16 protein-coding genes are annotated in these 10,277 nt (G+C 58.4%); all 16 read left to right on the top strand.

What is annotated here, in order from left to right; genetic code table 11:
- The coding region (locus tag K0F88_RS30090; protein ID WP_219097619.1) for a hypothetical protein at positions 1-639 on the top strand (639 nt) is incomplete at its 5' end.
- The gene (locus K0F88_RS30085) at positions 632-1,429 is read left to right on the top strand and encodes a hypothetical protein (RefSeq protein ID WP_219097618.1); all 798 of its coding nucleotides are present in this window, start codon (positions 632-634) and stop codon (positions 1,427-1,429) included. The genes K0F88_RS30090 and K0F88_RS30085, both read left to right, overlap by 8 nt.
- Positions 1,422-1,628, top strand: a complete 207-nt coding sequence (locus K0F88_RS30080; protein WP_219097617.1) for a hypothetical protein — start codon at positions 1,422-1,424, stop codon at positions 1,626-1,628. The genes K0F88_RS30085 and K0F88_RS30080 overlap by 8 nt, the downstream gene beginning before the upstream one ends.
- Positions 1,625-2,002 carry a hypothetical protein gene (locus K0F88_RS30075; RefSeq protein ID WP_219097616.1) on the top strand — a complete coding sequence of 126 codons (378 nt, stop codon included), beginning with the start codon at positions 1,625-1,627 and terminating at the stop codon, positions 2,000-2,002. Before K0F88_RS30080 ends, K0F88_RS30075 begins: the two co-directional genes overlap by 4 nt.
- 3 nt (positions 2,003-2,005) lie before the next feature.
- Complete coding sequence (locus K0F88_RS30070) at positions 2,006-2,617, top strand: hypothetical protein (protein WP_219097615.1); 612 nt, start codon at positions 2,006-2,008, stop codon at positions 2,615-2,617.
- Between the two features lie 70 nt (positions 2,618-2,687).
- Positions 2,688-2,924: a hypothetical protein gene (locus K0F88_RS30065; RefSeq protein WP_219097614.1), complete on the top strand. Its 237-nt coding sequence runs from the start codon at positions 2,688-2,690 to the stop codon at positions 2,922-2,924.
- A 72-nt stretch (positions 2,925-2,996) separates the two neighbouring features.
- Complete coding sequence (locus tag K0F88_RS30060) at positions 2,997-3,638, top strand: hypothetical protein (protein WP_219097613.1); 642 nt, start codon at positions 2,997-2,999, stop codon at positions 3,636-3,638.
- Positions 3,639-3,853: 215 nt separating this feature from the next.
- Positions 3,854-4,585, top strand: coding sequence for a hypothetical protein (locus tag K0F88_RS30055; RefSeq protein ID WP_219097612.1), 732 nt, complete (start codon positions 3,854-3,856; stop codon positions 4,583-4,585).
- A gap of 227 nt (positions 4,586-4,812) precedes the next feature.
- Entirely contained in the window at positions 4,813-5,892 is a 1,080-nt protein-coding gene (locus tag K0F88_RS30050) for a hypothetical protein (RefSeq protein ID WP_219097611.1), read from the top strand.
- 17 nt (positions 5,893-5,909) lie between these two features.
- On the top strand, positions 5,910-6,311 hold the full coding sequence (locus K0F88_RS30045; RefSeq protein ID WP_219097610.1) for a hypothetical protein: 402 nt from the start codon (positions 5,910-5,912) through the stop codon (positions 6,309-6,311).
- Positions 6,308-6,448, top strand: a complete 141-nt coding sequence (locus K0F88_RS30040) for a hypothetical protein (RefSeq protein WP_219097609.1) — start codon at positions 6,308-6,310, stop codon at positions 6,446-6,448. Before K0F88_RS30045 ends, K0F88_RS30040 begins: the two co-directional genes overlap by 4 nt.
- Positions 6,445-7,236: a hypothetical protein gene (locus K0F88_RS30035; protein WP_219097608.1), complete on the top strand. Its 792-nt coding sequence runs from the start codon at positions 6,445-6,447 to the stop codon at positions 7,234-7,236. The genes K0F88_RS30040 and K0F88_RS30035 overlap by 4 nt, the downstream gene beginning before the upstream one ends.
- Entirely contained in the window at positions 7,233-7,544 is a 312-nt protein-coding gene (locus K0F88_RS30030) for a hypothetical protein (RefSeq protein ID WP_219097607.1), read from the top strand. The genes K0F88_RS30035 and K0F88_RS30030 overlap by 4 nt, the downstream gene beginning before the upstream one ends.
- Positions 7,545-7,594: 50 nt before the next feature.
- Entirely contained in the window at positions 7,595-8,095 is a 501-nt protein-coding gene (locus tag K0F88_RS30025; protein ID WP_219097606.1) for a hypothetical protein, read from the top strand.
- Positions 8,096-8,156: 61 nt separating this feature from the next.
- Positions 8,157-8,690 (top strand): hypothetical protein, encoded by a 534-nt coding sequence (locus K0F88_RS30020; RefSeq protein WP_257605413.1) that lies wholly within the window; start codon positions 8,157-8,159, stop codon positions 8,688-8,690.
- Positions 8,691-9,077: 387 nt separating this feature from the next.
- Positions 9,078-9,842, top strand: a complete 765-nt coding sequence (locus tag K0F88_RS30015; protein ID WP_219097605.1) for a helix-turn-helix domain-containing protein — start codon at positions 9,078-9,080, stop codon at positions 9,840-9,842.
- Positions 9,843-10,277: the final 435 nt, after the last annotated feature.

Below are 10,277 nucleotides of genomic sequence, written 5' to 3'. Positions count from 1 at the left end.
GCGGGCGAGGTTGAGCGGTTGCGGTCGGAAATTGCGCGTTACGAGGGTGGTGCCTTGAAACAGGTTTGTGACCATCTCAACGGGCAAAACGACACCCTGCGCGTCCAGCTAACCGAAGCAAACAACCTGCTCAAAAAAATGGCCGATATCGACTTGAGCGCCACCGACTTCGACCACGACCATTGGCAGTATTTGTTGGGCGAAGTGAGCCTGCAACTGACCACCAGCGCGGATCCTACCTGCGGAACTTGTGGCGTGGTTATCCGTGCTGACGCAATGACCGGAACTGCATGTGATTGCAGCCGCAAGTCAGCACTACCCTCGATCCTCGACCTACCCTATGACGTGGCTCAAAAGATTGATTGCGAACTTCCCGATGTCCGCCTACCCGGCGGCCGTATGATTGCTGGCGTGCGCTTCACTGCCCCAGCACCGGCGCCTAAAGAGCCAGTCCTTGTGGAAGCCGTGGCCGTGATCCGTGAATGCGAAGAGGACGGTTTGCGCGTTGAGTGGACGTTGGAGGGCGGTATTGCTGCCCTGGAGCTGCCTGGCACTGTTCTGCTTGTTGCCCATGGCGCTGTTACCAACGACGAAGGCCATGGATATGTGATTCCGGTAGAAGGTGAAGGCAATGAATAACGAACCGATTGAAGGCATGGTAGTAACGGCTGATGGCCGTAACGCCGTAATGGTTGATACCAAGAACGGGCATTACGGTTGGGTGTTCTTCAAGCACCCGGATGGTATGTGGGTTTCTTCCCGCAAGGCTTCGACTGCTGAGCTGTCGGCGGCGGAACACCATTACAACTCGCTGGCTGCCTTTCGTAAGGTGTTTGGCGGTCTGGTCAAGCCTGTGTGCCAGGCCTGTGGCGATGACGGCTATCTGGCCGTCCCACAAACCCCTGGTATCGACTGCCCGGACTGTACGCCTGCGCCCGATGACGCGAGCGCCGACGTGCAGGCGGACCACAATCGCCTGGTGCGTGAGCTGGACGTGCTGCTGAATGGCGAGGCTGGCGCCGCTGATCAGGCCAGCCTTTGCGACATCGTGGCCCAAGTGCGCCTGGCGCGGAAGAAACCCGGTACCGGAGCGCTTCAATTGCTGGCGCTGGTACCTGACCAGGTTGTCGGGCGCGTGCATCGAATCGATGGTGTGGCGGATTACCCTGCGCCGATTTACGGTGTGTTGAACAGCACCGGGCGCGCATTGCCAGATAATGCACCGCTGTATGCCCGCCCCGCCGATACCCTCATGCGCTATGTCCGTGCGCCTTCCCGCAAAGATCCGAAGTATCACGAGGAGTGGCCAGAGATCGAAGGCGGCCCGGTGTTCGATGGCGTCACCTATTGCAATGATCTGTTTGAGGCGCTAAAGCGCTATAACGTTATAGTGGCGGAAACGATGCCAGAGGGCGGCCTTGATGAGTAAGGCTACTGTTTCGCGCATTCGCCACGCCCTGCCAGTGAGCCACGAGATTGCAGAGGCGCTGCAAGGGTTTGAAGCGGGCATTATCGCGGCGCTACGCAAGGCAAAGGATGATGGGCTGCCTCAAGGCCTGCTTTCGTCGATCATGAGCGCCTATGCGCTCCAGGAGACGCAGAAAATTCTAGGGGGAAGCGAATCATGAGGATCGTTGACCGCAAGACGTTCCTGGCTATGCCAGAGGGTACGGTGTTCGCTAAGTACGACCCGAGCATAATCCGGGAGCCTATGGTGAAATTCGAATCCATCCCCGGACATGGTGAGTTGGTGGACTTCCGTTATGCGAGCCTGACAGATCAGGTCGATTGCAGCGGATCGTTAGAGCGCGACCACATCATGGATGCGGCTGAGGAAAATGGCACTCCGTTCGCCCTGCACTTCAATACGTCGTCCCGTGACGGACTGTTCGACGCTGATCAGCTTTTCGCTGTGTGGGAGCGTGCCGACGTTGAGGGGTTGATTGCGCGGTTACAGTCGGCATTGGTGGATGGGTATGGCGCCAAGGCGAGCGGGGAGTAAGTCATGACAGATTTCAAGCACGAGCCACTAAAGCGGATCCGCGAAGACGTTGCCGGGGAGGGGATCTTTGTTCGCCTGTGGCAAGAGCTTATGCTGTGCCCGATTGAAGAGCACTCCCGCATCATCGTGACGCCAAGCAACAAGCTGGGCGAAATCATGATGTACAGCCCGGTGGAGGTGACGCAACGCACGGCGAGCATCTGCGCCGAGTTCTGCCGCTACCTGGGTACGAACGGCGGCCGGTCCTATCTCCAGTTGCTCGATGAGCTGTCGAGAGTTCTAGGCTCCAGGGAGAGAGGGGCGTGTGCGGCGTGGGCACTTGAGAACGAACGTTGCTTTGGCACTAATGGCGGGCGTCGAACGATTGAGTTCCTGTTGTCGTCAGTGTGGGGCGAGACGGCAAACCCTGCCGATATCTCCTATGAGGATGTCGAGGCGGTCGACACCATGGCCAACTGGCTGGGGACGAAAGAGGGTGAGAACTTTGTGGCCATTGGCTTGCGCATGATCGATGAGGATTACCAGCGAAAGCGCGCCGCTGAGCGAGATACGTTCTGGAACCTGCATCACCCGATCAAGATTCAGCCGCCGAGCGCCATAGCTCTATTGCGTTAAAGTGCCTTAACGTTACAATCGAAAGCCCGTCTTACCACCCCGTGTAAAGACGGGAACAAGGAGTTACACGATGAGCAGCAATGAAACGCCTGAGCAGATCAAGAAACGCAAGTTGGACGAAATCCAGCAGTATGGCGAAAAGCTGTTGGCGCCTAATTTAGACGTGCGCGCACAACTGCGAGGCATGGGCTACATCGAAGGCCGATTCCATGAGTTGAAAGAGGCGGGCCTAGTGACCTGGGAGGAGGCCGAGGCCATCGAGCGTGGTCTAGCCTATCGCCTTGGCTGGCGAGCTGGGGAGTGGTAACAGCCGCTGAGTCTCTTTCATAGTATCGTGCAGTGACGCACCGACACTAAACCAAAAAGAGAACGCCCCGTGATGCCTAACAAGCTCATTGCTTTAGCTCTAACCACCGGCCTATGCCTGTTTGCTGGCATTCAAAGCGCATCCGCGGGCGTGAGTCTTTTCAAGGACTACGCCTACGGCACCCCCATTGATAAATACACGCGCTCCGCTGGCTATTACGACTGTTCGAATAGCGAGCAGAAGGGGCGTTGTACCGACAACTTTGATTTTGTCGGCCAAAAGTTCACGGTCGCCCTGTTCTTCCAAGGGGAGAAGCTGAGCACCGTTGCTCTGATCGCGCCATACAGCCAAAGCCTGTACCCCAAAGTCGCCGACGCGCTGTCGAAGTCCTTTAGCATCATTTCGATGGAAAACGAGAAATCGTTTATCGACATGGTGACGCTGAGAAACACGGCGAAGGGTCAAGAGGACTACGTGAAACAGTTCATGGCCTTTGAGAGTGCGGCGCTTGCAACGGGCGACCTGACTTATACCTACCTTGAGGTGCCTGAGACTGAGGGTTACGCGGATGTCCCCGCGATCCTAAAGGCATCACAGGAAGACGTGCGCATGGCCGCTGTGAGACTGGTAAGCGACAAGGCATCGTCCAGCCTGGTGGTGAGGTTTGAGCTTCCCAATGTGAGCGCCAGGCACGCCGTCGCCGAATCTTTCTGATAATATCGCTACTTCGCTCAGCCTTTGTTGGCTGTGGTGATGTCCAGGGTGGCGGCTCTCGAAAACTTCCGCCCTGGATAAAAGCCCCGACGCTGTAGTGGTGTCGGGGCTTTTTTATGCCTGCCATTCCAATAAATACATAAAAACGATGTATTGATATTTGTGGGGTGTGTATAGTGGCGGCAAGCCAGAAATAGCCAGCCAGGTACACGGGTATGTCGGATACTAGAAACGTCGTAGAGATAGGCGAGCTGCGGCTTGCACGGATTGAGCAGGGCTACTTGCGGATGCGTGAAGGCTGCCAGCACAAGCTGTTGGAGCTGGACGATACCGGCCAAGTTGTCACCTGTAGGGACTGTAAAGTCCAAGTATCCGCGTACTGGGCGCTTAGCTATCTCGTGAGTTTTTGGGAAGGCCACTCAAACAAGGTGAAACGCACCCTTGCAGCCGCCCAAGAAGAGCGCGGCGCCGTCCTGCACCTGACAGCGGCCAAGAAGGTCGAGGCGGCCTGGCGCAGCAAAACGACGGTACCGAGCTGCCCGCACTGCCGTCGGGGCATCTTTCCCCATGACAACCTCGGGGGCGCCACTGTAGCGCGCCGGTTTGAGGAAGGCCTGCGGGAGCGGGAGAGAGCCGACAGCATTGCTCAGGGTTTGCCGATGGTGGCGAAGCTGTTGCCGGGCAAGCCTCCTGCAAAGGCCAAGCGAGTCGCCCCCAAGCCGCGCTCCAAGGTCAAACCCCGCCCGCTGTGGGGAAACGCACCGGCTTGGGCTGAATGGCTCACGGGCGACGTTAAGGGGCGCTGGACGTGGCACCAGATCGAGCCGTTTGAAGTGTCGGCCGAATTTCAGAGCGGTTCCATGCACGCGTTCGCCGGCACAACGCTGGCAGCTGCGGATGGGATCGGCATCAAAGAGAAGCGCCCGCGGGCTGAGCCGCAACCATGATTACCCGCAACCACACCGGCCACCGCGTTGGCGCCTGTCACCAGCGCGCCAAGCTGACCACCGCGCAGGTTCTGGCTATTCGTGCGGACCACAGCGCCGGCCGGGGCGGTTACGTCGCGCTGGGCCGCCTACACGGCTGCGGAGCTTCGACGGTCCGCGACATTGTGCAATTTCGAACGCGCTGGGCTGCATAAGCGCTTATCACCCCCACCTACTGGAAGCCTGATATGAGTCGTGAAGAGCAAAACAAGCACCTGACAGATAGCGCAGAGTGGCTGAAAAACCATGCCTATACCGAGCTGGTCAACTCCAACGGCGTCGAGGTGTGGCGCTGCCAGCAGCCTGGCAGCATTCACCTGGCGTTCGATATCTGCATTACCCGGTTCGGAATTGCCGTGTTTGGCGATATCGGCTCCCTGACGTTCGGTGTTGGCGCCAGCTACGGCATGAAGTTTCTGGCCGGGAAAGATGGGGATTACATCTACGGCAAGCTGGAAGCGTCCAGCAAGACAACCGAGTTTGACCGCCCGGGGTTTATTGCTCGCGTTGAAGAGGCGATTTGCCATTGGCTTGCACACTCGCGTGAGTCGGCGCCGGCATGGTTTGACGATTACTGCGCGACCCAAGGGCGCAGCGCTGAAATCGAGGCGTGGCTGCTGGAGCATTGTGACGGTGATCAGGAATTGTCGGCCGTGGTTGTGGCTCTGCGTGAGGCGCGTGCATTTGAGGGCGGTTCGTCACAGGCCCACGAATGGCTAACAGACCACGAAGAGCTGTTAGAGGTCAGTGATACGTGGGAGTGGGATCTGCGCAAGCCTACCGACAGCGTGCTGCGCCGTCTGGCCAGGGTTCGCCATGCTGCGCGGATGATCGTGGCTCAGAAGGCTGCTGCCGAAGCCGCTGCACAGGCAACCGAGTACTGCTACGCCCTGGGGCCGGCTGATGAGCGTTGGAGTAGCGACAGCCTGGCGTCATATGTGAGCGACCATGAATTGCCTATGGGCGCTGTGATCCAGCGCGCAGTGGTATCCCGTAGTAGAGCCAGCAGCTTCCTGCCTGATGCCAATGACGTGATCGAGCACATGGCGAACGCTGCCGACGACGAAAACAGCGAGTTTGCCGATGGCTTCCCGAACGAAACGAAAGAGCAGGAGGCCGAGCTTGAGCGCCTGTTGAAGCCGCTGCAAGCCTGGGCAGACCGCACGTTCGATGTGAGCTTCTACACCGTCGAGAACGACAGCATTGAGTCCTATGTCGTGACTGCTGAGGACGTGGCTGCCGGTGAGGCGTACCGCGAGGCCTTGTAAGCGAAGGCGGTGCCGGCATGACCACCAAGGCGAATACCGTCGTTATCGAGACGGCAAAGCTTGAAGGGTATGCGCTTGACTGGGCGACGATGCGCGCTGCTGGTTACATCCTGGTCCGGGTTGGCTATGAGGGCGGTGAATACGAATCGCCCGAGCAGGCCACTCTCCCTAAGTGGTTCAAGTTCCAGACAGATAACGCTGTCGGCGCCTACTGGATGAAAGAGAAAGGCGAGAAATGGGAATACGCCTACTGGCCCCCGTACACGGGCATCTACCAAGATCCCGCCTCTCCTAGCACTGACTCCGCCCATTTGGCTTGGGATCTGGTGGTGATGGGCGTCCTCGGGGTTAGTTTTGTGGTTGGCATGCTGTGGGTGCTCGTTGACCTGGTGCGCGGCAAGTTTGGGAGAAAGTCATGAATACCGGAATCGTGCTTGTTGATGTCGCTGTAAAGGATCTATCAGGGGCTGCGCTTGATTGGGTAGTGGGCGTGATCGAGGGCGCCAAGCCGCTGGTGGATGAATACGTGTCCATGACTCAGGTGTTGAAGCCATGAGCCGCGCGCCTATCGAGAAAATCGAAAAGGAGGCCGACCTGTGTGCCTTGTTCATTCACGAGTTCAACAAGCTGCCTGACTGGACCTGTTACCCGGAAGCGGCTGGCTTCGACATCCTGGTAGTGCACACCGACGGCCGCCAGATCGGCGTGGAGGCAAAGCTGTCGCTCAACGTGAAGGTGGCGGACCAGATCCTGCCCAACCATTACGAGGAAAACAACGAAGCCCCAGGCCCGGACTACCGCATGGTGATTGTCAGCAAGATCACAGACGCGAGTGCAGGCATTGTGAAGATGCTGGAGCGCCAAGGCGTCACGGTACTGCTGCCACGCTCCAATTGGACGATTGAGGGTGACAGGTACACCTTTGACCTCAAGCACAAGCTGCTGGAAGTGAGCGGGCGAGCGCCGTTCTATGACCGGTACATGTTCGACTGGAACCCGCCAGAGCGCTGCCAGGTTCCTGTAATGGTTACAAACCTACCTGCTGGCGTTCCGGCCCCGGTAAGGCTGACACCATGGAAAGAGTCGGCGCTGAAAGTCATTGCTCTGTTGCGGCGCCAAGGGTTCATCACCGCCAAACAGATCGCCAGCCACGGTATTGGCGTAACTGCATGGACGCAGCCGGCCAGCAGCCTAAAACCGTCCTGGCTGGCCAAGGGCACCGTTCGCGGAACCTGGATCGAAACCGAGCACCTGCCAGCCTTCGATAAACAGCATCCCGAGGTATACGCCCTGGCCGTCGAAGGCATCAACGCTGCTCAGCCTGCATTGGAGCTGACCGCATGAGGACAGTTCGCCGCGTTGTGACTGATCCGACGGAAAAGTACGGCTTTCGTGTTGAGGCAGCGACCTATGAGGACGCCGAGAAGATCACCGGCTTTCGCCTGGATCGGCGCGTCAACTACTCGATCAACTGGGAGGGTGAAGTAGAGCAGGAAAGCTGGTGCACCCTGGACTGTTCCGGTTGTAGCTGTGGCTGCGAGGGTGGCTGTAGTTGCGGACCATCCAGAGGGTGCAGTGAGTGCGGTTACACCGGTAAGCGCCGCATGCACTTCGGTTTCCCACCGTCCCCGCCAGACCGCAAGAAGCTCTAAATCCCAGTCAACCAAGTGCCTGCCATTAAGCGGCGGGCGAGGATCCCCGCATGCCTGCAAACAGCGAATACAGCCTATCCCGTGACGATGCCACCTACCTGGCGGGCATTGTTCAATTCGATTTGGCGCTACGGCGCGAGGCTTTGACCACCTATCTGCAACAGAACGGCTCTCAGCGTTTGGTGGAGCTGCTGGCGCAATTCATCGGCATGGCCAATTCAGTGGTCGCGAACTGCGCGGAAATGAGCGACCTGGTGCTGATACAGGAATGCAACGTACACCCTGACAGATTCAGCGGCGTGAACCTTCCAACCATCATTGGGGCGTGCCAGGGCGTGATGATCGCCAGTAAGTGCGATCCGGCTGGCGCGTGCCATGGGTGCGCCTACAGGTTGGGCTCGATTGCCAATCAATCGCCCATCACCACCAGTGACGCCGAGTTCATGGCCCACGACGGCAAGGGTTTCATGTGTCACGCGCACACGGATGAGCAGGGCGAGCCCACAAGGGTCTGTGTAGGCCACGCCAAAGCATCCAAAGCCTGCGAATAGCTTCGGTGATTCATGCAAAGGGCGCCCGTGCTGGCGCCTTTTTTGTGGGGAAAATACGGATATGACGAAACGATGGATCAGCGAAGAGCATTTGAAGAGCCTGCCGGCAGACATGACGCGGCGGGCGCTGGGTGGTGCTGCCTCGACTGCTGCGCCCCGTAAAGCCCCGAGCAAGGCCGCGGGGCGGTCTGCACAGGTTCCGCCGCCCGTAGTGGCCGAGAAGCCCGCCCCCACAGCCAAGCAGCGCATGCAGGCCAAGGGGCGCTTGCCGAAAGGCGTAATGAACGCCACCGAAACCAAGTACGCGGCGCACCTGGACGAATTGAAGCTGGCCGGGGATGTCCTGTGGTGGCGTTTCGAGCCTGTGAAGCTGCTACTGGCGCCGCTCACCACGTTGACGCCTGATTTCATGCTGATGCTGGCGGACGGTGCGATAGAGCTGCACGACGTGAAGGGGGCGAAAGCCATCTACGAGGATGACGCAAAGGTCAAAATGAAGGTGGCCGCCAAGGACTACCCCTTTGTGTTCCGAGTGGTGTTCCCGAAGGCCAAGAAGGATGGCGGGGGCTGGTTAATCGAAGTGGTTGGCGGATGAGCGGGCCTCAGCCTCCCGTGGTGGTGGCGGCCCACGAACAATACGTTAGCCATATCATGTTATGTGCAGACTGTTACGCACCAAAGAAGAGCCATTGTCCTACAGGGCTGGCCCTGAGGATTGAGTACGACGCACAGTTTTTAATGACTATTTCGGATCTTCGGTGGCGCCGGGTGCTGTTGCAGCGAGAGGCCTGCCAGAACCCAGCAAACGCAGACGGGCTCAAGGATCGTGTTATTGAGCTGTACAACGAAGAAGAGGGAAAGGCGCAGTAAGTTGTCAATTTAGCGGCGCCAATAGCTCACTTCTTACGCCTTTTCGGCTTGCCAAATGTATAGGGATACTTTCTAATCGCCGACGTTAAGACGTGCCGGGGAGGGTGCTTAAATGGATGGGGATACGACAATCGCAGCGGCTACTACAGAGCAGACAGGCGCCACGCCTGGCGATACCCAGCCGTCGGCGCCGTCTGCGCTCTCACTCTTTTGCGAGTCTGAGGATTTAGGCGTTGGTGCTGGCAAAAGCGAGCGCCGGCGGGCCGAAGAATCCAGGCTGATGGCTGTTTTAGGTGCCAAACTGCGCCGGGCTCGCAAGGCCGCGGGCATGAGTGAGAGCGCTGCCGGCCTGGCCTTGGCTCAGGAAGGTGTGACCATGATCAGCTTGTACGAAAATGGCCATCGTCTGCCCAGCCTTTCGAACATCCGATTGCTGGCACAATTGTACGGCGTGACAACTGATTACCTCTTGGACATGCACGACGACATCGTAGCCGTGCCAGAAGAGGGTAATCAGGCAGTTATACGGGGAATTATCAGCACAGCCCTGGTTGGCGAGTTTGGCCAGTTCGTAGATGCCATGGCTCGCCGCAACTCCATCATGATCGAAGCCCTGAGCCTTGATCGCGCTCTTTTGTCCAGCCTGGCCGTCGTCGCCACGGATCTGGTCAGCGCCCTAAACGTCATTAAAACCCACGCCCCCGAGTTCGAAGAGATTCGCGGAGGTGCAAAGCTTGTCCGTTTGGTCGGTGAGCTGCATGTGAGTATGTCCGAACAGATTCGCCGCCGCGCACGGGAGGAAGCCATGGCCAATTACGAGCCGTATTACCCGGCGCCGGAACAGATTGTAAAGCAGGTGCAGCAGATTTTGTTTTAGTTGGGTGATCAGGTGCTGGAGAGGAACGCACGTATAGCCCTGCGTGGTGCGTTCTGGAGTGACCAGCTTGTTAGCGGGGGCAGTGGTACCCCCACCGGCCTTACTTCGGAGGCTGGTGGGGTTTTTAAAGGCTTACGCATAGCCGGAGCGCTTTGGAAAGAGCGCTGCGGTATGCAGTAGTCCGAAAGGCGGCAAGCATGGCGGGGTGGCTCTTCGACCCGTTAAGGCGCCAGTAATGCGGGTTGACCATGCGCCTAAGCGTGTTACCTGCTGCATTTCAAATTTGCGCCCTGCGCGAATAGCCTGGCCCCCTTAAGGGGCATGTGATGCGGTCGCTCGTTGTTGGTGGTCAGGTGTGCGGTTTGCACTCGGCATATGACGTCCTTAGACAGTGCGTCGAAACACCACGGCATGGATAACCGACAGGGAGAAAGG

This window comes from Pseudomonas sp. UMAB-40, assembly GCF_900095275.1.
Taxonomy (GTDB): domain Bacteria; phylum Pseudomonadota; class Gammaproteobacteria; order Pseudomonadales; family Pseudomonadaceae; genus Aquipseudomonas; species Aquipseudomonas mandelii_B.
Note: the sequence above shows the minus strand (reverse complement) of the source record. Positions and strands in the feature narration are given on the sequence as shown.